Genomic DNA, 23,358 nt, shown 5'->3' with positions numbered 1-23,358 from the left:
CGCGCATCATCGCATCATCGCCAAAAATGACCAGCGAGCCCGCGCACGCTCGCGGGCGTGGCAAACGCTCCCTCCTCACTGTCCGCGGCGCGACGCCTTCGCGTGCCCACTTCCAAGCTCGCTGGGCGGCGCCGGGAACCGGCGATCTCCAGCTCGAAATTGACACGCCCTCGGAAATCAGCGAGGAGAGAGAAGGTTCGATCAATGTGGCAAAAATGGGTTTGTGTAAAGTGCAAACGAACCTGGACCACCCGCGTTTCCACGCCAGTGCTCACGGTTCGTTGCAGCTGTGGCGGCGCGGTGAGGAAGTGCGGAAAGCCCCACAAGAGCAGGCCGATCGCCAAGTATGTCGAGTGGTCCGACATGGTCGGGCGACGATCGCTGCTGCGGCGCTCGGGGATCCAAAAGAACCGGCGCAAGATGAGGAAAGACATCGAGTCCGCCCGGGCCACGCTCGAGAGGTTTCCTTCGCTGAAGAGGCGGATCATCAAGCGAGAGCTGGAGTCTTTCAACGAGCCCTTCGACCTCAGCTATCTGCACCGAAGCTACAAACAGACGCTCTACGCCGAGCTCCTCGACATCCAAAACCCCGACGACGCCGAGTACCTGTCCGGGCGCCCCTACAACATCAAGATGCGCTACACGCTGCTCGATTATCAAAGTGGCGCGCGCTCACAGAGCCGCTCGAAGACCTATCCCCTGAAGATGACGACCCGCTGGTTCCAGGTCAGCGGCGCGCTCGGACGCCCTCAGTCGACCGGGAGCGTCATGGCCACGCATTACGAGAAAAAAGGCAACTATCCGGCCTGGAAGCACGCCGGCTACCCCGACTACAGCGACGACCCAAAAGTCAGCGCCGAGTGGTGTCACCTGATCGCGGACTCGCTCGGCGGCCCGACCCACCCAAGTAACCTCGTCGCCGCGAGCTACGCCGCCAACACCCATATGGCGGCCATCGAGGGCTGCCTCAATGGCAACTCGAAGGTCCAGATCAGGGTGATGGTCTACGCGGCCAAGGACCACATCGCCGAGCACATCACCTACCAGGTCAAGCTCGGGAGCAAGTCAGCCTGCTTCGAGATCGACGCTCGCTGCAGCAACTTCAGCAGCAGCGACGCCGAGAAAACTCGCAAGCGCTTGCACGAGGAACTCGGCCTTTGAGGTCATCCTCACGCCCCCACTCACCAACATCGAATATGACCGAAACGAGGATTTGCCATGATCCCCCACCCGAGATGAAGCCTCGCCCGCCCCAACGCCACATCATCGCCCCCCTCCTCTGCGCCACCCTCGGCGCCTGCCATCGGCCTTCTGCGACCCTCGAGCTGCCCACCGAGACCAGCGCAGACGCCGAGGCGCCGGACACCTCCGAGATCGACGAGCCGCCCAGCGAGGACAACGCTGGCTCGGCCCTCGACGCCATCCGAGCGGCCCCCCTCGACGGGCGCGTGGCCCTGTCCATCGACGCCTCGCTCTTCACTCGATCCGAACGAGCGGCCGAGCTCGGCCGGCTCTCATCGAAGCACGCGTACCTGATGCCCTGGCGGGTCCACGAGGACGCCGGGGCCTTCGTCGCCATCGAGAGCCTCCCCCACGCCGAGCGTCCCCCGAGCTGCTTCGTCCGAGACGACATCGACTACCGCGTGGACGCGGCCATGGACCGCTATCGCCTGCGAGCCTGGGTCGAGCGCTCGGCGCTCCAGCTCGTGACCAGCCGCGAGCTCGAGCTGCGCTTCGCGGACGGAAGCGGGGTGGTGCTCGGCGCCGTCATGCCCGTGCTCGAGTCGGGCCACGGTGACGGTGACGGTGACGACGGCGTCGGCGTCGACGTCGGCGTCGACTACCACGGCTTCGCGCGCAGCCTGCCCATCCCCCTCGACGGCCTCGCGCTGAGCTGGCCCGAGGACCTCGCCCCCGGGCTCTCCTCCCCGACGCCGGTCACCAGCAACGACGTCGACTACGAGCACCCCGACATCTTGCTCCTCGACGGCGTCCCCCTGCGCCTCGACGACCTCGACTTCCCGCTGCGCGAGGTCGATGGTTGGGGCGCCGTGGCCGAGGATCCCAACGCGAGCATCTGGTACTTTGCAGACAGCTGCATCCAGCTCGAGCTCCTCGGGCCCAAGCCCACCATCGTCGCCCAAGCCGGCCTGGGCGCGGGCGGTGGCGGTGGCGGCTACGGCAGCGGCAGCGGCAGCGGGCACCAGGACCACTGGCAGATCCCCGCCAATACCCCCGCCTACTGGCCCGACGGCAGCGACGCGGGCGAGTCCCTGCGCAAGCAGATCGTCCTCGACACCAACCTCACCCGCCGAGGTGAGCTCGCCTGCCTCCCCCTCGTGGCGCAGCTCGAGATTTGCCACGCCCAGTCGGATCTGGTCCACGTCCCCTGAGCTCGCCGCGGCCGGGTCCAGCCCCATCGCTCATTCGCGATGCATTTTTCGGGGCCCTGTGTTTGGATATCCGGGTGAAGCACCGGCACGCAGCGCGCATCGGCATCGGCATCGGCATCGGCCTCACCTTGGCCACACAGCTCGCCTGCCGACCCTCGGCAGACATCGAGCTCCCCAGCGAGTCCCCTCCCGCGCCCGAGCCAGCCGCGCCGGCACCAGCCTCCCAGCCCGAACCCGCCCCGCCCTCGCTCGACACAGCCCGAGCCCTCACCGCCACCGGCCGCGTGGCCCTGGCCAGCAACACCACCCTCCTCAGCCAGCCCAGGACCGACAGCGCCGACGGCCGCCTCGATCTCACGAGCGCGCAGCTGCTGCCCTGGCGCGTGCGCGAGGACGCCGGAGAGTTCATCGCCGTCGAGAGCCTCGACTTGGAAGATCGCGCCCCGAGCTGCCTCCCCGGCTACGGCTCGGGCCACGTCGACTGGGTGCTCCAGACCTACCGGCTGCACGCCTGGGTTCGCCGGGCCGACCTCACCCTGGTCACCCGCCGCGAGGTCGAGCAGCGCTTCGACGATCAAAGCGGCGTCGTCCTCGGCGTCGGCGTCCCCGTGCTCGAGGTCGACGGAGAGCTCGGCGTGAGCGGCTGGGGCTTCGAGCGCGGCTTGTCCGTCCCCCCCGAGGCCCTCGCCCCGAGCTGGCCCGAGGACATCCAGCTCGGGCTCGCGGCGGCCCCCCAGGGCAACGCCTTCACCTCGAGCTTCGTGCGCCCGAGCGACCTACGCCTCGATGGCGACGCGCTGAACATCGACAGCTTCCACTACCCGCTTTTCGATCCCGTCGCGTGGCTCCCCGTCGACGGCGACCCCGACGCGGCGATCTGGCGCTTCGCCAACGCCTGCATCCAGCTCGACCTCCGCGGGTCCAAGCCTGTCCCCCGAGCCGACAACGTCTCGGGCGTCATCGGCGGGCTCGGCCTCAGCGGCACGGGCCGCGGGGGCTTCGGCACCAGCGCCACCGCGATCCTCTGGCAGATCCCACCAGGCACCCCCACCTACTGGCCCGACGGCAGCGAGGCCGGCGAGACCCTCCGCGAGCAGGTCATCCTCGACGCCCAGTTCAGCCGCCGAGCCGAGCTCGCCTGCCGGGTCGTCGTCGGCGAGCTCGAGCTGTGTCACGCCTACGCGGACATGGCCCGCTCACCTTGAATCAAAAAACACGCGCACGGCCGCGGCGCTGTGCCGGCCGTGCGCGCGCTTCCTCTATCGGGCGTTCGACCGCGCTCAGAGCTGGCTGGCGACGAAGTCCCAGTTGGCGAGGTTGTCGATCACCGCGGCGATGAAGGCCGCGCGATCGTTGCGATAGTCGTCGCCTCGGCTCGCGCCAAGCGGGGCCCGGTGTCCGTGCTGGTCTCCGAGCCCGCGCTGGCCGATACTTTCACCATGATCGGAGGTCGACGCTCCGCCCTCGTGTTGGCTCTCGCTACCGGGGGCTGCCGGATCGGCGCCGGCGAGGCCGAGCAGCCGAGCGCGAGCCCGAGCGACTGCGATGAGGTGGACGCACAACCTCTGGGCGAGCACCGTGTCCACGCCCAGCAGCGCGCCCGCGAACTCGAGCGGGCCCTCGCCGCTTGTGGGGGGAGCGAGCTGGCTCATGAGCTCGGCTACACGGAGCTACTGCTCACGCGCCTCGATCGTGCCGAGCGCCACCTGGCGCTCGCCGAGGGCGGATACTCGACGCTGTGGTCGACGCAGCTCGCCCTCGCGCGGCGCGACTTCGATGGCGCCCGCGCGTGGCTGGAGCGCGGGCGGGCGGCTTGTGCGAGCCTGCCTGGAGACGAGCTGTGTTCGCTGGTGGCCCCGGAGCTCTCGCTGCAGCTAGCCCTGCTCGAGAGGAGGGCGGGACCCGAGTGCAGCGAGCTGGGCCAAGCCTACCTCGATATTCGACCCTCCGTGTCGCTCCTGTGCCAGCTCGACGCGGCCTGGGCTCGACGACCGCGCGCGCAGGTCGAGGGGGTCGGCGCGGCGCCGCTGCGGATCGACGTCGCCAGCGCGCGCTGGTTGAGCGAGGCCACGATCGGCGATCGACGCGTCGACGTGGCTGTCGATCCCACGCGGATCTTCAGCGTGGGTAGTGACCAACTCGCGCGCGCGCTCGGGGTCGAGCTCAGTCCAACCCAGCCCCTCGCGTTGGTGACGATCGAGGCGCTCGAGCTCGGGCAGCTGCGCCTGCGCGAGCTCCCAGTCGTGCTCCAACATGGCGAGCCCGGCCCCCTGGGCCCGGGCCCAGCGCTCGAGCTTGGCGTCGACGTGCTCGCCGAGTTCGGTCGAATCGACTATCACTTCGCCGACGGCCAACTCGAGGTGGGCTCGGCGCTCGCCGTCTCCGGCGGCGAGGTCGAGCTCAGGCTCTTGCCCGAAGACGTCCACACCCTGCTCCCCCTCGCTCGCCTCGAGGTCGACGGTCAACCAATGTGGATCGAGCTCGTGTCGCCGGGCGCGGGGGAGCTCCGCGTCGACCTATTCGAATATGCATACGTCGTCGAAGAACAGCCGCCCGGGCCCCGGGTCTCGCTCGCGGGCGTGGCAGTGCGCACGACGACGGAGGTGTCTCAGCCGCCTCGGCCTCACTGGAGTCAGGGCGAGCTCGGGGTCGAGCTGCTCACCAACTCGGAGCTGAGCCTCGACCTGGACGGGGCCCACGCCTGGCTCGAGCTCGATGGCCGACGCTCCGGCGCAGGCTCAGCAAGCCCCGCTGCCGAGCTCGGAGCACCCAGGTAGCACGCCGCGCATGTCGACCTCGTTGAGTACATCCATCGCAAAGCCGACGTGGTCGGCGCAGCTCTCCGCCGGGCCCGGGCTCTCGATTTGCCCGTAGGCCGCGGTGAGCAGCTCGCGGACCTTGTAGCGTATCGTACGAGAGGCGAAGCCACGGGGGACCTCGAGGTCCGCGCCGAGGCTGAACACTGGGCCCTTGTTCACCGATTTGGTCTGGCCGAGCAGCCGCTTCATCTGAGTCATGCGATCCTCGACCTGGTGGGCGAGTAGGCGATCGTCGTCGCTCAGTTTTTGTGGGTAACCGATTCGCAGGGGAGGCAGCTCCTGTCCGGGTAAGAAGTTGGACTTGAAGCGCGCGTGGCTCCTAGGCGCATATGCGAGGTGCGGTAGCTCGACCTCGGTGGGACTCCGACTCCACCTGAGCGGCGGGGCGCCCTCGACCGAGCTGTGTCACGCCTACGCGGACATGGCCCGCTCACCTCGAGTAAAAAAAGCACGCGCACGGCCGCGGCGCTGTGCCGGCCATGCGCGCGCTTCCTCTATCGGGCGTTCGACCGCGCTCAGAGCTGGCTGGCGACGAAGTCCCAGTTGGCGAGGTTGTCGATCACCGCGGCGATGAAGGCCGCGCGATCGTTGCGATAGTCGATGTAGTAGGCGTGCTCCCACACGTCGATGGTCATCAGCGCGGTCACGCCGTGCTTGAGCGGCGTGTCGGCGTTGGCGGTCGACATGACCTCGAGCGCGTCGCCCTTCTTGACCAGCCAGCCCCAGCCGGAGCCGAACTGCGTCGCGCAGGTGGTGCTGAACTTGGTCTTGAATTCGGCGAAGGACCCGAAGCTGCGGTTGATCGCGTCGGCCAGATCGCCGCTCGGCTCACCGCCGCCGCCGGGCTCGAGACAGTTCCAAAAGAAGCTGTGATTCCAGACCTGGGCGGCGTTGTTGAAGATGCCCCCCTCGGCGCCGCGGATGATCTCCTCGAGCGACTTGTCGGCCCACTGCGTGCCCGGGATCGCGGCGTTGAGCTTCTTGACGTAGCCCGCGTGGTGCTTGCCGTAGTGGAAGCTGAGCGTCTCGGCGCTCATGTGCGGGGCGAGGGCGTCTTGGGAGTAAGGGAGCGAAGGCAGTTCGATGGCCATTGGTTTCCTGTCTGTGAAAGTTGTGGGGAGGGAGTCCGCGCGGGCGCAGACAGGCAGACTATTGTCATCGGCCCTGGGCCATTCAAGCGATCCGCTCATGCGTCGACCAGTTGTCATTTCCTTAGCCGCGCCCAGAGGAGGGCCCTTCGGGGCCGCTTCACCGAGTGCAGACTGGCCAGATCACCCTCGCGCACGCGCGCAAGGGACTGCGCTATGCTCGCTGGTGATGGCGGGAGAGGCTGACGCGATTGCCAAAGGAGCGCAGGTCGTCATCACCAAGGGCGACGACGCGGGAACTTGTGGCGAGGTGTTCTGGACGGGAAAGAGCAAGTTCGGACCAGGGCTGCGCTTTGGGGTCAAGGACGAGGCTGGCAAGATCTACTGGGCCGGCGAAGGCGAACTCGAGCACGCGAGCCCAGCTGCCCCCCTCTCCCAGACCGCCAGCCCAGCACAGACGCCCGGCCCAGCGCCGGCCCGCGAGCGCCTGATCCAGTTCCCCGCTGACGACGGCGCCTTCAGCGATCGCATCAAAGTCTTCGAGGAGTCGGTGCGCCTGAGCAACGGCGTCTCGGTCACGGAGCTCGTGCGGGCGCTGGGCAAGGCCGGCGCGCCGGTGGTCGAGCCCCTGGTCGCGCGCATCGAGGCTCGCACCGCGGCCTTGAAGGCCACCTCTCGCGCGAGCGGCTACAAGCCGAGGCGGCGGGTGCTCGCCCTGCGCAACGCCCTGCTCGCAGCCCTCGGCCACGCCGCGGCCGAGCAAGACGCCGAGATCGACCCGCGCTTCGACGCCTACCTGCGGCCGGAGCCCGCCACCCTCTTCGTCGGCAGCGACGACTTCCCCTTCAGCTTCCTCAGCGCCCTACCCGAGGCCCGCGAGCTGCTCGAGCGCCTCCCCGACGCTCGGCTGCGGGCCATCATCGCCGCGTGGCGCGGCTCGGCGGCGACCTTCGACATCGAGAAGCGGCTGGCGCGAGCGCTGCCCCCCTCGCGCAAGAAGCTGCTCCGCGGGGGCCCCTCCCTGGCCGAGGTCGTCGACAGCCTGGCTGCGCAGACCGGCCTGGTCCGCGGCGACGTCACCTACCTGCTCGCCCCGAGCCGGAGGAAGCTGAGCACCCTCAACCGCGTCGGCGGCCGACCCAAGGGCCTGAGCAAAGATCGCTGGCCGCGAGACCCGGACGAAGACCAGCCATTTAGCGTGGCCTTGATCCTGGATCTATCGACCATCCCCGAGCTCCAGTCGCGCTACGCCGACGCCCGCGCCCTGGTCGTGCTCGTCGATCGCCCAGACGAGGGCTTCGAGACGGCGTACGTCCTGCCGCTGACGGAGGCCGAGGCGGCCGCCGGCGTCAGCGGAGGCCGCTCCTTCTCGGTCGAGCGCGTGACGGTGCCCGCCGAGGTCTGGGCCACCTCCGAGCGCGAAGGCCCGCTGGGGACCCTGCGCACGCGCCTCGCCGAGGCCCCCGGGCGCGCGCTGGGCTGGCCGTGGCTGCTGCAAAGCGCGCCCGAAGCCAGCGACGCCGCCGGCTTCGTGCTCCAGGCGGACGAGCGCCTCGTGCCCAAGCTCAACCTCGGCGACGCGGGGCGGCTCTTCGTCTATGACGGCGACGCGTTTTGGGAGAGCCACTAGCGAGCACCACTAGCAAGTGTGCGGCGCAGCAGCTCGCGCTGCGCGTAGTCGCCGAGCCCACGCCCATACTGGCGCCAAGCATCGAGATTGCCGCGAGGAAAGATCCGCAGCGACCCAGCCTCGTCGACCAGGGTGTAGGTGACCGAAGAGCGGTTGCCCTTCATCGCGTCGCGCAGCACCTCGAGCACGCGAGTGAGCGCGCTCGATTCCTCTGGCAGCGCGAGGCTCGGCGTGACCCCTGCCCGCTCCTGGGCGATCCAGACCATGGCCGGCGCGAGCGTCCAGACCTCCGCCGCGGCCTCGCGCGCGCGCGCGAGCTCTCCTGCGCTCACGCAGGCCAAGGCGAGCTCGCTCCAAGCGCCGAGACGCGCCGGCCGATGCTTCACCGCGTGCTCGAGGTCCGCGCGCGCCTCGTCGAGATCATCGCGCAGACGATGGAGCTCCCCGCGATAAGCGTAGGTCGCCTCGGCCTCGAGGTAGATGTAGTGCTTGCTCCCCTCTTCCCAGATCGCCAGCGCCTCGTCGTAGCGGCCGAGGTAGAGCAGACACGCGCCGCTGCCGATATAGCCCCAGCGCGTCCGTGTGCGCGTCCAGACGTCGCGAAAGCGAGCGAGCGCGCCCTCGTAGTCGCCCATCCACAGCAGCAGCTCCGCGGAATAGGTGATGTTGAAGGGCACCTGGGGATGGCGACGCTCGAGCCCACCGAAGGCGCGCCGCAGCGCCTCCACCCCCTCGATCGCCAGACGCTTTTGGAGCTCCTCCGCCCGCCGGCGCGGCGGTAGAATCTCGTCGATCCAACGCAGCGGCTCGCTCTCCCCAAAACGATCCGGCTCGACGAGCACGCTCAGGCGAGCGCCACGGTTGCCCCCGAGGCGCGCGAGCGCCTGCCTGAGGGCCTCGGTCGCCTGTTCGTGCGTGGGCAGGCCCGGCGCGCCCGCCCGCTCGCGCCAGCGCGCGCCGAGCAGCTGCTCGAGCAGCGAGTCGGCGATGAACCAGGTATCCAGGTTGATCACCCGCCCGGGCTCATGGCGCTCTTCGATCAGCGCGCGGAGCAGCTGCCAGGCTGTGTGATCGCCAAACCTGCACCGCGCGATCTCTCGGTGGGCCCTGTCGATCTCTCCGCTCTCGAGCAGGGCCTGGGCGAACCACAGCTTGCTCTCTTCGTCGGTGTCCATGCCCCAGGGGCGCTGCACTTCATAGCCAACCGCCAGCTCGAGCGCGGCGCAGGCCTGCTCGGGCTCACCGAGCATGAGCGACGCGACTCCGCGGATCCGATGGAGCTCGAGGCGATCGTGGCCCGCGGCGAGCAACGCGTCGGCGCGCGCTCGAGCCTGCTCGGCCTCGCCACGCCACAGCTGCAAGCCCGCCAACCGGACGCCGATCTCGAGCGCCCCCGGCTCATGCTCCGGCTCATGCTCGGCGAGCTCGCTCAGGACCCGCTCGGCCTGCAAGAAGGCGCCGGCCCTCACGAGCAGGTCGACGCCCTCGAGCCGCGCCTCGAGCCCCCGCGCGAGCGCGATCATTCGCGCCCCCGCAACCGCGGCTCGCTGGGACGCATCCGCCAGCAGCGCCTGCCGGGCGACCCGGAATTCGTCGTCGAAGCGCCGCCCTCGCGCAGCCACGAGTTCGAAGTGCGGCAGCGCCTGCGCCGGCATGTCCAGGAACTCGAACAGTTCGCCACAGCGCCGCTCCTCCTCGAAGTCGCGGACCGCCGCGGCAAAGCTGGCTGCCCGCGCGCTCGCCTGCTCGCGCGCACCCAAGAAGGCCAGCATCACCGCGGCGCAGAGCTGGGCGCTGGCGTCGTGTTCGCTAGCCAGCAGCTGCTGGCCCGCAGCCGACCACAACCCGAGGGCGCGGGCAAAGTCGCCGCTCGCCAACGCCAGCGGGATCCCAGCCGTCGCCAGCGCCACGTCATCGATGGCGACTCTGGACGCTCCTCCACCCGATCGCGAACCTCTCTCTTCTGCCTCGGCGAGCAGCACATCGAGCGCTCGCTCCCACGCCTGCGCGCGCGCGCAGCGTAGCGTCCTCAGCCAGCGCGCATCGCCTGGCGCTTCCTCGTCCGCGAGCTTCTGCTCCAGCGCGGCGATCTCCTGCCCTCGCGTGCGCATCCAGGCTTCGGCCTGCCCGCGCGAGCCAGCGAGCTTCCGGGTGATGGCCCGACACAGGCGCTCGCGCGCGGCCGCGTCATCGTGGTGGCTGAGCAGCTCGCGGACCCGCGCCCGCCCGCCCTCGAGGCGCAGCGCCACGCAGACCCAGCGATCCTCGGGCAGCCGATAGAGCAGCTCGAGGCTGTGTGTCGTGGTGTGCAGCGCATGCGGGCGCAGGCCTCGGGGCCATCCGAGCATCCACGGGGGGAGCTCGAGACGCACACGCAGCTTGTCCACAGACATGCGGCCATCATGCCCTCCGCCGCGCATCGGCGCCAGCGACCTCCAGGCACTCCATGGCGGCCCAACCTGCTACTGTCGACTCGTGACCGGCGAGACCAGCGAGGGAACAGCGTCCGCGAACGACAACGCCGGTCCATCGCGCTCGCGCGCTCGCTGGGCCGTGCTCGCCCTGCTCGCCCTGCTCCTCGGCGCGACATCCCCCTATTTCGAGGCCTTCATCAGCGACAACGAGCGCCCGCGCCTGCTTCAGGCCATGGCCCTCGTCGACAGCGGCGAGACGGCCATCGACGGCCCCGCGAGCCGCGGGCTGCGACCGGGGGCCGACGTCGCCCGAGCCGACTTTCCCGGGGCGCGGCTGCACCCCAACAAGCCGCCCGGAGGCACGCTCCCCGCCCTCCTCGCCTATGGCCTGCTGCTCACCTTCGGCCCGGCGGCCCCGACCCTGGTCGCCTTCACGGCCCTCGCCCGGCTGCTCGGCGCGCTGGCACCCACGCTCTTGCTGATCGCCGTGGCCTGGCGACGCTTTGGCGATCGCGCGTCCGCCCCAGCCCTGATCGCGGCGAGCTTCGCCTACGCCCTGGCCACCCCGGCGTCGAGCTACGCGATGCTGCTCTACGGCCACCAGCTCACGGCCTGCACGCTCTTCGCCGGCGTGGTCTTGCTCGTCGGCCGCCCGGGTCACAGGCCCAGCGCGGCGCTCAGCTTCGTCGGCGGCCTGCTCTGCGCCCTGGGGATCACCGTGGAGTACGGGGCCGTGTTCGCGGGGCTGCCGATCGCCGCCTTCTTGCTGTGGCGCGCCCGCCGAGACGGCCCCAGCGGCCTGGTCCGGGCCGGCGCCGCGCTGGCCGGCGCCCTGATCCCCGTGGCTGCCCTGGCCGCCTACCACGACCACGCCTTTGGCAGCCCCTGGAGCACCTCCTACCACCACGTGATCGTCGAGGACTTCGCACAAAAGCACGGCCGCGGCCTGCTCGGCCTGCACCTGCCCACGCCCAGCTCGCTCTACGAGGTCCTGCTCTCGCCCTGGGGCGGGCTGCTGCCCTGGGCGCCCGTGCTCCTCGTCGCCCTCGCGGCGGGCGTCCACCTGGCCCGCGCGCCGCTGAGCGAGTTCACGCCCGCAGCCCCGAGCACCGCCGAGCCCCCCGGCCCCTCGCCGGACGCCCTCGCCGCGGACCGCCGTGCAGAGCTGCGCCTCCACCTGGCGATCTTCTGCGTGTGGCTGCTGGTCGTCCTCGGTCTGACGCAGACGGGTGGCTGGCGCGTGGGCCCGCGCTACCTCGTGGCCGCCTTCCCCTTCCTCCTGCTCCCCCTCGCCTGGGCCTTCGAGCGCGCCCGCAGCCGCGCGCCCTGGCTGATCGCCCTGACCGCCACGAGCCTCGCCGGCGCCTTCGTCAACGGCCTCGCCGGTCGGCTCTTCCCCTTCCTCGTGCCCGAGGGCAGCCCGGTCCGCGACCAACTCCTCCCGCTCCTGGGCGAGGGCGCCAAGCCCTGGGCCGTGCTCACCTGGGGCCCCGCCGCCCTCGTGTGGCCGCTGGTCATCCTCGGCCTGCTCGCGCTCTTCGCCTGCCTCGCCGCCTGCGTGGCCGAGGAAGGCGAGCTGCCCTCAGCCAAGGCGCGCGCGCTGGGCCTCGGCGTCGTCCTGGCGGCGGCCTTCACCCTCACCAGCGTCGCCCTGCCCGATCGCGCCCTCCGCCAGGAGCGGACCTTCGACATGTTGACCAAGATCCAAGCGTCGACGCCCGGGCTCGAGCGCGAGCCCAGGCGTCTACCTGCGTTGGAGTAGCGCTCGCCAGCGAGCGCTCACGCGATCACTTGGTGATGTCGCGCTCGTAGTTGAGGTTGCCCTCGAGGTCGTAGATCTCGGTGTGAATCGTGTCCGCGCTGACCTGAAGCAAGGTGAAGCCGGGGGTCGTGTCGTCCTCCCAGTACACGTCGTTGCCGCCGTCGTGATACTCGAAGTCGGTAGTCTTGCAGCCCGCGCCCGAGACGATGAAGTGCGTGGTCCGATCGCCGCCACCGCCGGCGCAGGTCGGGGTGACCCACTGGCGGTTGTGGTCATGGCCGGAGAGGTAGAGGTCGACCTTGCCACACATCGAGTCGTCCATGACCTCCTTGACCACGGTGCCCGACACCTGTTCGATCCACGACGGCACGCCCTCGTAGCTGCCCGCGTTCCCGTGGGCGCCGTTCGAGTAGTAGGGGTGGTGACCCGCGGCGATCTTCCAGGTCGCAGTGCTCCCGCCGATCGCGTCGTCGATCCAGTTTTGCTGCTCGCTCGTGTCGTGGTTCCACATGAAGCGGGTGGTGTCGAACACGAAGAAGTCGGTGTGCGCGCCCGTGAAGCCGTACCACTCGCTGGGCAGGCTCCACTTGTCGCTGTAATCGCTGTACTCGATCTCGTACGCCGACTTCTCCCACAGGAAGCTGAGCTCGCCGTAGTCGTGGTTGCCGAGCACGATGTGGAAGGGCATGTCGAGGTCGGCGTAGGGCAGCTCGAACTTGGCCTGGAATTGGTCGTCGTCGACCGACTCCACGCCATCGTCGTAGAAGTTGTCGCCGAGGTAGAGCACGAAGGCGCAGCCGCCCTTGTCGGCGCAGACCTGCTCGACGATGTCGGCGACGAGGTACTGCTCCTCGTTGCCCTCGCCGGCGTCGCCCATGGCGATGAAGGTCAGGACCTCGTCCTCCTCGCCAGTATCCTCGCCGGTGTCGGTCTCCGAGTCGGTGGTGTCCTCGTCGCCGACGTCGGCCGAGGTCTCCTCGGTGCTGCTCTCCTCGCCCGCGTCGACCGAGGTCTCCTCGGTGCTGCTCTCATCGGCCGAGCTCTCGCCCGACTCGTCGTCGGTCGTGGTCCCGATCTCGTCTTCGCCGGCGGTCTCGGTCCCGGTGTCACCTGTCTCGCCGGTCTCGACTCCCCCGGAGGAGTCGCCACAGGCGAGGGGCAAGACGGCCAGCGTCAGGGCGATGGAGCGCGAAGCAAGGGAACGCATGCCCCCGTTGATAGCAGCAAATCCACGGCCGGTGGGGTAGCGAGGCGCTCAGCAGTCGTCGTCTCTTCGCAGGAAAACTCCCGCTACCTCAGCCGTGTGCATCTCGGGGGGTGTAAGACCCCACCGCGCCCGCTCGGGGCGCGGCGAGATCGAAGTCGCCCTCGCAGATCTGTGGCTAGGCGGCCTCGGGCACCAGCGCAATCCACTCGAGGGCGGAGCGCTCCTCGAGCTCCCCAGCGATGAGCTGGAGCTCGCTCGCGCGAGATTCGCCGCTCGCCAGGCCGACGTCGAGGTCGACGCGCAGGACCACCGCGCCACGGGGATCACAGATGCTCACCGCGAGCGCCGCGGATCCCTCGGCCGCCCGGCGGACCTCGACGATCACGCTGAGCTGCTCGCCCATGACAGGCGCCCTGAGCGCGACTGGACGCAGGCGATGGCGAATGGTGAAGCGCCCCGCGAAGGCCTCGACGCAGACGAGGGCGCGCTCGAGGAGCAGCCGAACCGGGACGCCCCGATCGACGCGCAGGCTCGAGGGTGTGGGCCGAGGTCCGGCCAGCTCGCAGGCGTGGCGGAGCAGCTCGGCGGGCTCGATCACGAAGCTGCCCGCGAGCCCCTGCGTGCCAACCTCCAGGGGTCGGTGCTCGGACCACGACGGACGCGGCGAGGACGGTTGCGAAGCGACGACTTCCATATTGAAAGCTTGGATCCACTCTTGGGCCAATGGGTGCTCGTTTCTCGAAAAGATCGTGTTTGCCACGGAAGCGTCGCATTGCCGAGAATTGCCGTTCAAACCGGCTATTTACGCCCGTTTTCGGCGTTTCATGGCCACTCCGAGCTGTTCTGAATGCGTCACTTCGCGCCGATTGCATGAAGATCACCAGAGATCGCCTCTATTCGTGCGAGAGCTGGTAGCGTGATTTCGTGAATACGCCGCGCCCCCTCCCCCTCCTCCTCGCGTCCAGCCTCCCCCTGCTCGGCCTGGGTGGATGTGCCCTGTTGAACCTGCTCACGGGCAAGGACGAGAAGCAAGAACGCGCCCAGGCCCAGGCCGAGGCCGAGGCCGAAGCCGAGGCCGAAGCCAAGCGAAAGCAGGAGCAAGAAGACGCCGCCTTGGCGGCCGCCATCGACGAGCGCAAAGCCGCCGCCGAGGCCGAAGACGCCGGCCCCAGCGCGGCCGTGGACTACGCCGTGGCCGTGAAGCAGGCCGTACACGACGGTCACATCGAGCGTGGTGCGGTCCCGGCTGCACACATCGCGGGGGCCGAGGCCCAGCTCGAGCGCTGGCGCGCCGCGGGAGCCGAAGCGGACAGCGAGCTCGCGGCTGCGGACCTCGCCGCCCTCGAGCTCGCCTGGGGCGAGCTACTCGTGGCCACCGATCGCGCCGAGGAGGCGGTCCCCCACATGTTCGCCGCGCTCAGCAGCGAGCCCACCGGCGAGCACTTCTACGCCCTGGTGGCGCTCCCGCGGAGCGCGGCTGCCGACGACGCGGTCATCCAGGCCTGCCCGATCCGCCGGCCCGAGCTCGCCAGCGAGGCGGTCCCCGACTTCATGGAGATCTGCCTCGAGCGAGCGGGGGGCGACGCCTCCAAGCTGCGCTGGAAGAAGGTCAAGAAGGACATCGCGGCCTACGAGGCCGAGCTGCGCCGACGCGAGGCCGAGGCCGCGGCCAAGGCCGAGGCCCTCGCCAAGACCATGTCTCAGCTCAGCGCCGCGGTCTTCGCCGCGGGCGACTGTAGCTTCGACAACTGCGTCGAAGAGGGCTGGAAGACCAGCACCGACGCGGGCACGATCACCACCAACTGCCGCTTCGATAACTGTCTGACCGACGGCTGGGACACCTCCTTCCCCGGCGGCCGCACGGCCCAGACTCGCTGCCGCTTCGACAACTGCATGTCCGACGGCTGGGACACCTCCTTCCCCGGCGGCCGCACGGCCCAGACTCGCTGTCGCTTCGACAACTGCGCCGAGGACGGCTGGGACACCTCCCTCCCCGACGGCACCACCGTCCAGACCCGGTGCAACTTCTCCAAGTGCTTCGAGGACGGCTGGACCACCAGCCTCCCCAACGGCACCTCCGTGCGCTGCGACTGCCAGTTCGACGACTGCCTCGGCAGGGGCGCCAAGTGCAACTGAGCTGGGCCCAGCTGGATCAGCCCGCGCTCGCGGTGATCACGAAGGCGTAGGTGCCCAGCGCGGGATACTCGACCTCCGGCCCGAGCTCCTCCTGCGCCAAGCTGGTGACGTAGACGTGAAAATCTCCTTGGTCGGAGTCCGTCACCGTCGCGCTGCCCGGCGCCGGGACCAGCGTGGCCTCGCCGCCCGTGGGCGTCAGCGAGAGCGCGCGGGCATCCTCGACGCAGGCCGCGTAGGCCACGTCGACCTCCAGCGGGGCGTACCAGTCGTCGCCCTGGCCGTCGTTGGGCACGAGCGCCAACGACTCGGCCTCGGCGTCGACGCTCGCCACCAGCAGCTTGCCGGTCTCGCTGTCGTGCAACGTGAGCCACTCGCCCTCGCTGGTCCGGGCGACCTCGTGCCAGCTGTCGACGATCCAGCGCAGCTGCACCACACTATCCATCGATGCTGGCGGCATCTCGATGTCTCCCGACCAGGTCAAGGTGACGGTGTGGACGGTGTCATCATCCTCGAAGCAGCCGAGGATCCACGCGCTCTCGTCTCCCTCGCCGTCGATGGTACAGATCGCGTCGAGGTGGACCTCCTCGAGCTCCGTGACCTCGTCGATGGTCCGCGGCCAGGTCGGCGCGCTCACGCTCAAGGTCGCGCTGGTCGCCCCGCCCTCGACGCAGCCGGCCTCGGGCTCGAAGCCGGCCTCGGAGTCAGTCTCGGTGCCGGTCTCGTTCGCGTTCTCCGTCGCGCCATCGTTGAGCTGAATGTCCCCACAGGCGAGGAGCAGCGGCATGGCCAGCGCCGAGGCCGTGAAGGCGCGCCCACAGCTGCGCAGGTGAGTAAGTGCATGCATGGCCCCACCCTAGCAGGGCGCGGTGAAGCCGACCACGGCCGGTCGGCTTGCGCCAGCGCCCGGCCGTGACACTTCTGAGCAGAACATCAGTCCGGGTCGCAGACCCCGTCGCAGAAGCTCTCCACCACCCCCGTGCGCAAGAACTGCTCGACGGTCATCAGCGCGACGGGGACATCACCCAGCGCGCCGTGGGGGTCGTCCCCCTCGGTCATCGGCACGTTCTCGATCGGCTCCGCCGGCAGGCCGAAGTCGTACTCGATCATCACGGAGCCCTCGTAGGGCCCATCCACGACATCGATGCCATAGAGGTCGGGGCGGTTCGCCGGGCTGAGCTGGGGGATGCCGAGCTCCCGCGCCATCATGTGGCCGCCGAGGGTCGTCACCTGGTGGTCGCCGATCGCCAGCAGGCTCAGCACCTGCTTGGCCGGGGTCCCCTCCAGGGGATCGAGGACCACGTGCCGCGAGTAGCCCGAGGGCTCGGCGCGATCCCACTCGATCTGCAGCAGCTCGATCAAATAGCGCAGCCCGAGCTTGTCGGGGTAGGCGGCGTCGATCAGCGCGAAGAACTCGGTGAAGTCGATGGAGCGGTTGAGCAGCAGGTTGTAGGGCTGGCCGGGCACGCCCAGGACCCCGCGCATCACGTCGGGGCTGAGGGCCATATAGGACGAGCCAAAGATCCCGCCCTGGCTGCCGCCGAAGTACCAGGGGTCGGTCTCACTATCGATATAGCTGCCGTTTTCGCCCTGGAAGATCGGGTCCTCGGCCAGCTTGCCCCGGACCAGGCGCATGGCCGCGAAGGCGTTGAGGAAGCCCTGCTGGAGCCGGTCGGCGACCGTATGAAAGTCGTCGATGTGGCCGGTCGCCAAGATGTTGCCGATGTTGCTGACGTCGTCCTCGGCCATGCCGATCCAGTCGGTCGCGAACATCAGCACGTTGGCCTCGGCCGCGAAGTCCACGAGGTAGCCGCCGTTGACGCTCTCGCGCGAGCCGAGCAGGCCGTGGCCAAAGGCGCAGGGGACCGCCGGCGCATCGGCGGCGCCGCTCGGCACGTTGATCAGCACGGGGTAGGTGGCCATGCCCGTGGGCTCGGGCAGGCCGTCATCACCAAAGTTCAGCCGCCCGCCGGCGCCGGGGTCATCGAGGTAGAGGGGGACGCTCATGTCGACCTCGACGCGCATCGCCACGCCCGGCTCGGGGTCGTACTCGACGTAGGCGATCTCGTAGTCCGGGCCGTCGGGGTCGATCAACCCGAGGCCCTCGTCGCGCATGTGCAGCGCCCGCTCGGTCAAGTTGGCGTCGCTGGCGGTGCTGAAGTCCCAGGCCAGCTGGAGGTCCTCGCGGGGGATCCCGGCGTCCTCGAGGTGGCCAAAAATGTCGACGTAGAGATCGCGGCGCGCGTCGACGGAGGGCTCGTCGCTGGCCGTGTCGTCGCGCAGGGCCGCGAAGGCCTCGCTGGGCTCGAGCAGCTCGCCGCCGCTGTCCACGACCCCGCGGATCGCCGCGATATAGCGGCGCTCGGGATCCAGGCGCACGGCCGGGCGGATGATGAAGGCGCGACGATCGTCGTCGTCGTGGGACATGTCGAGCTCCGACCAATGCGGCACGCGCTCGCCGGTCTCGACGTCGAGCAAGACCGTGGGCGAGTCGAGGGTCAGGGAGTCGGCGATGGTCAGCGGGGTCGGCAGCCCGGTGACGGTGGCCCCGGGCAGGAAGCTCAGCAGCGCGGCCGAGGGCGAGAAGCCGTCGCTTTGGTTGAAGCTCGCGGGGTCGGGCACGTAGCCCGCGCCCACGGGCATCCCCGCGGACGAGAGCGCGGCCCGTCGGCCCGTCGGGCTGTCCTCGTCCGCGATCGAGAACACGTTGCTCGGGTAGGGGAAGCCGCAGTAGTCGGGGACCAGCGGATCGCACTCGAGGGTCGGCCACGCGAGCTCGGGCTCCTCCCCAGTGTCGGTCTCCGTGTCCTCCCCGCTCTCGGACTCCGACTCGGACCCAGACTCGGTCTCGCCGCCCGTCTCGGTGCTCGTGCCCTGGTCTCCGATCTCGTCCTCGCCGCCGCCGTCATCGGAGCAGGCCAGGGCCAGGAGGCACGAACACAGGGGGATCCAGACACGCGGGCGCAGAACAACCATGGCCGCCAGGCTACGCCATTTCGCCGCCGCGAGGCGAGCTGCGAGCGCGAGCCCTGGCCTTGATACCCTCGCCTTCGTGCCTGTCTCCTCCCGGGTCCGCGACCCTGCCTCCCCCCCCGCCCCCGCCCCTGCTCGGGGCGGGTCGCGCGACACGCGAGCGCTGCTGAAAGCGAAGCCGAGGGCCGACGCGTGAGCGGCCGCTACCGCGGGCTGCTCGTCGATCTCGACGGGACCTTGGTCGACCGCGACGCGGGCCTGCGCAAGTGGTTGCGCCATCGCGCCGGGCTCGAGCGCGAGGCGATCGCCGAGCTCCTCGCGCTCGACCGGCGAAGCGGTCAGGACCTCGCCGCCCTCGCGGTCGAGCTCCACCTCGCCCGGCCGGGTCTGGCCGCCTCGCCCGCGGCCCTGGCCGATCGCGTCCGCGCCGAGCTCCCCCGGGAGCTGCGCCCGGATCCCGCCGTGGACCGAGCGCTGCTGCGGCTGCGCCGAGCCGGGGTGCGCCTGTGCCTGGTCAGCAACGGATCCGGCGAGACGCAGCGGGCCAAGCTCGCCGCGGCCGGCGTCGACCCGCGCAGCTTCTCGGCCGTGCTGATCTCCGGCGAGCTCGGCGTGGCCAAGCCCGACCCCGAGATCTTTCGCCGCGCCCTGAGCTCGCTGGGGCTCGGCCCCGAGCAGGCGCTGATGATCGGGGACGCGATCACCCATGACATCGCCGGGGCGCGCCAGGTCGGCGTGGACGGCCTGTGGATCACCGGAGGCGGCGCGGAGCCGGTTCCTTCCCTCTCCCCTCCCTTCTCCCCTCCCCCCTCCCCTCCCCCCTTGTCCGCCCCCGACTTCCCCAGCGCCGTCGCGCGCCTCTTCGACGAGGGTCGACTCGCCGGCGCGCCCCAGCCCCGCACAGGCGTCGGCGCCCGCGTGCGAGGGCTGCTCGGCCGGCGCGGCTCGAAGGCATAGGCGCCGCCACACCTCGACCGCCGCCGTGCTATGGCTGTGCCCATGCTCGACGCCGCGGCCTGCGTCGGCAGCCACGACCTGCTGCTGATCACCCTCGACACCTTGCGCTACGACGTGGCCATGCGCGCGCTCGCGGACGGGCGCACGCCCTTCTTGGCCGGGCTGCTCGCGCGCAGCGAGGCGGGCACCTGGGAGCGGCGGCACACCCCGGGGAGCTTCACCTGGGCCGCGCACCAGGCGTTCTTTGCCGGCTTCTTGCCCACGCCGGCGCGGCCCGGGCCGCACCCGCGGCTGTTCGCCATGGCCTTCCCCGGCAGCGAGACCACCGGACCCGAGACGGCGACCTTCGACGCCCCGGAGCTCGTCTCCGGCCTGCGCGGCCGCGGCTACCACACGATCTGTGTGGGCGGCGTGGGCTTCTTCAACGGCCTGACCCCCCTGGGCAGCGCGCTCCCCAAGCTCTTCGACGAGCAGCGCTGGCGCCCCGAGTTCGGCGTCACCGAGCCGACCTCGACCACCCACCAGGTCCGCTGGGCCTGCGAGCGCGTCGCCGCCCAGCCCAGCGCGCGCCGGGTGTTTTGCTTCCTCAACGTCTCGGCCCTGCACCAGCCCAATTGCCACTACCTGCCCGGCCGCGAGGTCGACGACGCCGACACCCAGGCCGCGGCCCTGGCCTGGGTCGACGGCCAGCTCGCGCCGCTCTTTGCGGCCCTGCGCCAGCGCGCCCCGCTGCTCGCCGTGGTCTGCTCGGACCACGGCACGGCCTACGGCGAGCACGGCTACGTCGGCCACCGCCTCGCGCACCCGACGGTCTGGGAGGTCCCTTACCTCGAGCTCTTGCTCCCCCGCGCGGGAGACCCCACGCCATGAACCAAAACCAAGTCCTCGGCTACGGCCGCGACGCCCGGCCCGAGCGCCTCGCGGCCCTCCTGCACGGCTCGCCCTTCATCGCCTACGGCTACGCCTACCCGCACAAGACCACCTACCGCCCCCTGGCCCGGCCGCGGCCGCTCGCCGAGGTCTGGGCCGAGGAGGATCAAAGCGCGCTCTTCCTCTACGTGCACGTGCCCTTTTGCGCGGTCCGCTGCGGCTTTTGCAACCTGTTCACGCAAAAGCAGCCCGCGGCCGAGCTGCCCGCGCGCTGGCTCGAGACCCTCGAGCGACAGATCAGCGTGGTCCGCGAGGCCGTGCCCGCGGCCCGCTTCGCTCGCTGGGCCCTCGGCGGCGGCACGCCCACGCTGCTCGAGGCCCCGGCCCTCGAGCGTCTGCTCGCCAGCCTGCGCGACGGCTTCGACCTCGATCTCCCCGCGCTCCCGAGCTCCGCCGAGACCTCGCCGGAGACCTGCACCGACGATCGCCTGGCCGTGCTCGAGGCCGCCGGCACCCAGCGGATCAGCATCGGCATCCAGAGCTTCGACCCGCGCACCCTCGCGGCCATGGGCCGGCCCCAGGGCGCCGACCTCGGCGAGGCCGCCCTCGACCGCATCCGGGCGCGGCGCTTCCCCGTGCTCAACATCGACCTGATCTACGGCGCCGTTGGCCAGACCCCAGCCGGCTTCGTCGCCGACATCGACCGCGCGCTGCGTTGGCGGCCCGAGCAGCTCTACCTCTATCCCCTCTATCAGCGCCCGCTCACCGGCCTCGGCCGCCACGATCGCAGCTGGGACGATCAGCGCATGGCCTGCCTGCGCGCCGGTCGGGATCACCTGCTCGCCTCGGGCTACCGCCAAAAGTCCATGCGCATGTTCGTGCGCGACGCGGCCGCGGGCAGCCAAGACGCGGGGCCGGCCTACTGCTGCCAGGCCGACGGGATGATCGGCCTGGGCGTGGGCGCGCGCTCCTACACCCGCGCGCTGCACTACTCCGACGCCTGGGCCGTGGGCGCCCCCGGGGTGCGTGACATCGTCGCCGACTGGATCGAGCGCAGCCCCGCGCAGCTCGCCCAGGCCTGGTACGGCGTGGCGCTCGACGGCGAGGAGCAGCGCCGACGCTGGCTGATCCAGTCGCTGCTCCAGGCCGAGGGCCTGCACCGCCGCGCCTACGCCGAGCGCTTCTCGACCCGCGTCGACGACGACTTTCGCCCCGAGATCACCGAGCTGCTCGAGCTGCGCCTGCTCACCGACGAGGGCACGCGCCTGGTGCCCACCCCCCGCGGCCTCGAGTGGGCCGACGCCCTCGCCCCCTGGCTCTACTCCGAGGCCTCGCGCGCGGCCTCCCGCGACTTCGAGCTGCGCTGACCCGGCGGCCCGGCGACCACGACCGCGACCACGACCACGAGCGCGATGGCCCACGATCTCCACCTCTACTGGCGCGGCCCGCTGTCGAGCTGCAACTACGACTGCCCCTACTGCCCCTTCGCCAAGCGCCAGTCCTCGCGGGCCGAGCTCGCCGCCGACGAGGCCGCGCTCGCCCGCTTCGTGGCCTGGTGCGCCGACCACCGCGGCCACGGCCAGCGCCTCTCGCTCGCCTTCACCCCCTGGGGCGAGGCGATGATCCGCCCGCACTACCAGGCCGCGCTGATCGAGCTCTCGCGCCTCGAGTGGGTCGCGGCCGTGGCCATCCAGACCAACCTCTCGGGCCGCCTCGAGTGGATCGCCGACGCCGACCCCCGGCGCCTGGCGCTGTGGACCACCTACCACCCCGGCGAGGTCGCGCTCGACGACTTCCTGGCCCGCTGCGCCCGCCTCGACGCCGCCGGCCTGCGCTACAGCGTCGGCGTCGTCGGCCTGCGCGAGCACTTCGATCACATCGACGAGCTGCGCGCGCGTCTGGCCGCCGGGGTCTACCTGTGGATCAACGCCTACAAGAGCAGCGGCCCCGGCTACTACCGCCCCGGCGAGGCCGAGCGGCTGAGCGCCATCGATCCCCTGTTCGACCTCAACGCCCTGCGCCACCCCAGCTCGGGTCAGGCCTGCGCCGCGGGCTCGCGCTCGCTCTTCGTCGACGGCCACGGCGACGTGCGCCGCTGTCACTTTGTCGATTCGGTGCGCGGCAACCTCTACCGCGATCCCCTGCCCGCGCTGCTCGGTGAGCAGCCCTGCCCCCAATCGAGCTGCGGCTGCTTCATCGGCTACGTGCACCTCGAGCGCCTGGGCCTGCGCCAGCGCTTTGGCGACGGGCTGGCGGCGAGGCTGCCCAATTGGGATCCGAGCTCAACGACCAGCGCCGCCGCCTCGCCCACCACCGGGCCGTGATCCCCCCTCGTCCTTGCCCGCCTGGCCGCGCTTCCAGTAGCCCGAGGCGCGCATCCACTCCCGCGGGTGGCCGCGCTCGACGAAGTGCGTCCTCAGCTCGTCGGTGACGCCGGCCTCGGCGGCGATCCACACGTAGCCCTCGCCCGGCGGCAAGCTCAGCTCCGAGACCGCCACCTTCAGCCGCGCGGCGTCGTCGGGGCTGGGTTCGCCCCGGGTCACCCACACCGGCCGCCAGTCGGCCGCGGCCTCGAAGCGCTGGACCTCGGCCTGATCGAAGATCGTGACCACCGTCCACACTGGCACCCCCGCGCGCAGCGACTCGACGCGCCGCCCGATCGCCGGCAGCGCCGTCTCGTCGCCGACCAGCACGTACCAGTCGAAGTCGTCGGGCAGCACCCGAGAGCCGCGCGGGCCCCCGATCTCCAGGCTGTCGCCCGGGCGAGCCTGCGTCGCCCACTGCGTCGCTGGCCCGGCGTCGTGGATCGCAAAGTCCAAGGTCAGCGTCCCCGCCTCGCGGTCGAAGGCCCGCGGCGTGTAGTCGCGCATCGCGAGCTTGCCCTCGGCGTCTGGCAAGAAGATCTTGACGTGATCGTCCGGCGAGAGGCTGATGAAGTTGCTCAGCCCCGGATCGCTGAAGTGGATCCGCCGCATCCGCGGCGTCAGCTCCTCCACGCGGGTGACGGTCAACATGCGGCGATGAAGCTCGTGACGCACGAGCTCGAGTTGGTGGCGAGCGTTCATGCTCGAACCCTAGCAGCGCCGCCTTTTAGTTCAAGAAGAAACTATCT

General features: G+C 70.5%; 20 protein-coding genes. 11 read left to right on the top strand and 9 right to left on the bottom strand.

Going from position 1 to position 23,358, the window contains the following annotated elements; translation table 11 throughout:
• Positions 1-267 precede the first annotated feature (267 nt).
• The 3 genes from G6O69_RS24950 (at position 268) to G6O69_RS24940 (ending at position 3,598) form a co-directional block, all read left to right on the top strand.
• A complete protein-coding gene (locus G6O69_RS24950; protein WP_176397074.1) occupies positions 268-1,161 on the top strand; it encodes a hypothetical protein in 894 nt (297 codons plus the stop codon).
• Between the two features lie 74 nt (positions 1,162-1,235).
• Entirely contained in the window at positions 1,236-2,393 is a 1,158-nt protein-coding gene (locus G6O69_RS24945) for a hypothetical protein (RefSeq protein WP_172306009.1), read from the top strand.
• A gap of 74 nt (positions 2,394-2,467) precedes the next feature.
• The gene (locus G6O69_RS24940) at positions 2,468-3,598 is read left to right on the top strand and encodes a hypothetical protein (RefSeq protein WP_172306008.1); all 1,131 of its coding nucleotides are present in this window, start codon (positions 2,468-2,470) and stop codon (positions 3,596-3,598) included.
• Between the two features lie 75 nt (positions 3,599-3,673).
• On the opposite strand, the gene G6O69_RS24935 is transcribed toward G6O69_RS24940, so the two are convergent.
• Positions 3,674-3,970, bottom strand: coding sequence for a Fe-Mn family superoxide dismutase (locus G6O69_RS24935; RefSeq protein ID WP_217909908.1), 297 nt, complete (start codon positions 3,968-3,970; stop codon positions 3,674-3,676).
• Between G6O69_RS24935 and G6O69_RS24930 the strand changes: the two genes are divergently transcribed.
• Positions 3,944-5,170, top strand: a complete 1,227-nt coding sequence (locus G6O69_RS24930; RefSeq protein ID WP_172306007.1) for a hypothetical protein — start codon at positions 3,944-3,946, stop codon at positions 5,168-5,170. The two genes, G6O69_RS24935 and G6O69_RS24930, sit on opposite strands and share 27 nt — an antisense overlap.
• Here the strand turns inward: G6O69_RS24930 and G6O69_RS24925 are convergent.
• Both G6O69_RS24925 and G6O69_RS24920 read right to left on the bottom strand, forming a co-directional pair.
• Positions 5,132-5,410, bottom strand: coding sequence for a hypothetical protein (locus G6O69_RS24925; RefSeq protein WP_172306006.1), 279 nt, complete (start codon positions 5,408-5,410; stop codon positions 5,132-5,134). The two genes, G6O69_RS24930 and G6O69_RS24925, sit on opposite strands and share 39 nt — an antisense overlap.
• Before the next feature lie 317 nt (positions 5,411-5,727).
• Positions 5,728-6,303 (bottom strand): superoxide dismutase, encoded by a 576-nt coding sequence (locus G6O69_RS24920; protein ID WP_172306005.1) that lies wholly within the window; start codon positions 6,301-6,303, stop codon positions 5,728-5,730.
• A 226-nt stretch (positions 6,304-6,529) separates the two neighbouring features.
• Between G6O69_RS24920 and G6O69_RS24915 the strand changes: the two genes are divergently transcribed.
• Positions 6,530-7,930, top strand: coding sequence for a hypothetical protein (locus tag G6O69_RS24915; protein WP_172306004.1), 1,401 nt, complete (start codon positions 6,530-6,532; stop codon positions 7,928-7,930).
• On the opposite strand, the gene G6O69_RS24910 is transcribed toward G6O69_RS24915, so the two are convergent.
• Positions 7,927-10,323 carry a hypothetical protein gene (locus tag G6O69_RS24910; RefSeq protein WP_172306003.1) on the bottom strand — a complete coding sequence of 799 codons (2,397 nt, stop codon included), beginning with the start codon at positions 10,321-10,323 and terminating at the stop codon, positions 7,927-7,929. The two genes, G6O69_RS24915 and G6O69_RS24910, sit on opposite strands and share 4 nt — an antisense overlap.
• Between G6O69_RS24910 and G6O69_RS24905 the strand changes: the two genes are divergently transcribed.
• Complete coding sequence (locus G6O69_RS24905; RefSeq protein WP_176397072.1) at positions 10,322-12,106, top strand: hypothetical protein; 1,785 nt, start codon at positions 10,322-10,324, stop codon at positions 12,104-12,106. The genes G6O69_RS24910 and G6O69_RS24905 overlap by 2 nt on opposite strands.
• A 25-nt stretch (positions 12,107-12,131) precedes the next feature.
• On the opposite strand, the gene G6O69_RS24900 is transcribed toward G6O69_RS24905, so the two are convergent.
• Positions 12,132-13,313, bottom strand: coding sequence for a metallophosphoesterase (locus G6O69_RS24900; protein WP_172306001.1), 1,182 nt, complete (start codon positions 13,311-13,313; stop codon positions 12,132-12,134).
• Positions 13,314-13,488: 175 nt separating this feature from the next.
• The gene (locus tag G6O69_RS24895) at positions 13,489-14,007 is read right to left on the bottom strand and encodes a hypothetical protein (protein ID WP_172306000.1); all 519 of its coding nucleotides are present in this window, start codon (positions 14,005-14,007) and stop codon (positions 13,489-13,491) included.
• Positions 14,008-14,237: 230 nt separating this feature from the next.
• Here G6O69_RS24895 and G6O69_RS24890 point away from each other — a divergent pair, with 230 nt between their 5' ends.
• Entirely contained in the window at positions 14,238-15,449 is a 1,212-nt protein-coding gene (locus tag G6O69_RS24890; protein WP_172305999.1) for a hypothetical protein, read from the top strand.
• Positions 15,450-15,465: 16 nt separating this feature from the next.
• Here the strand turns inward: G6O69_RS24890 and G6O69_RS24885 are convergent, their stop codons facing one another.
• On the bottom strand, positions 15,466-16,293 hold the full coding sequence (locus tag G6O69_RS24885) for a hypothetical protein (protein ID WP_172305998.1): 828 nt from the start codon (positions 16,291-16,293) through the stop codon (positions 15,466-15,468).
• Positions 16,294-16,379: 86 nt separating this feature from the next.
• Positions 16,380-18,422 (bottom strand): hypothetical protein, encoded by a 2,043-nt coding sequence (locus G6O69_RS24880; protein ID WP_172305997.1) that lies wholly within the window; start codon positions 18,420-18,422, stop codon positions 16,380-16,382.
• A 189-nt stretch (positions 18,423-18,611) separates the two neighbouring features.
• Here G6O69_RS24880 and G6O69_RS24875 point away from each other — a divergent pair, with 189 nt between their 5' ends.
• From G6O69_RS24875 to G6O69_RS24860, 4 genes are read left to right on the top strand one after another with little or no spacing between them, the layout of a single operon-like run.
• A complete protein-coding gene (locus G6O69_RS24875; protein ID WP_172305996.1) occupies positions 18,612-19,376 on the top strand; it encodes an HAD family hydrolase in 765 nt (254 codons plus the stop codon).
• Positions 19,377-19,418: 42 nt separating this feature from the next.
• Entirely contained in the window at positions 19,419-20,246 is an 828-nt protein-coding gene (locus G6O69_RS24870) for an STM4013/SEN3800 family hydrolase (protein ID WP_172305995.1), read from the top strand.
• A complete protein-coding gene (locus G6O69_RS24865) occupies positions 20,243-21,613 on the top strand; it encodes an STM4012 family radical SAM protein (RefSeq protein ID WP_172305994.1) in 1,371 nt (456 codons plus the stop codon). Before G6O69_RS24870 ends, G6O69_RS24865 begins: the two co-directional genes overlap by 4 nt.
• Positions 21,614-21,658: 45 nt before the next feature.
• On the top strand, positions 21,659-22,570 hold the full coding sequence (locus tag G6O69_RS24860) for an STM4011 family radical SAM protein (protein ID WP_172305993.1): 912 nt from the start codon (positions 21,659-21,661) through the stop codon (positions 22,568-22,570).
• On the opposite strand, the gene G6O69_RS24855 is transcribed toward G6O69_RS24860, so the two are convergent.
• Positions 22,529-23,311: a siderophore-interacting protein gene (locus G6O69_RS24855; RefSeq protein ID WP_172305992.1), complete on the bottom strand. Its 783-nt coding sequence runs from the start codon at positions 23,309-23,311 to the stop codon at positions 22,529-22,531. The two genes, G6O69_RS24860 and G6O69_RS24855, sit on opposite strands and share 42 nt — an antisense overlap.
• Positions 23,312-23,358 lie beyond the last annotated feature (47 nt).

Source organism: Pseudenhygromyxa sp. WMMC2535 (assembly GCF_011083025.2).
The sequence above is the reverse complement of the archived record's forward strand: the minus strand, read 5'-3'. Positions and strand labels throughout refer to the sequence as shown.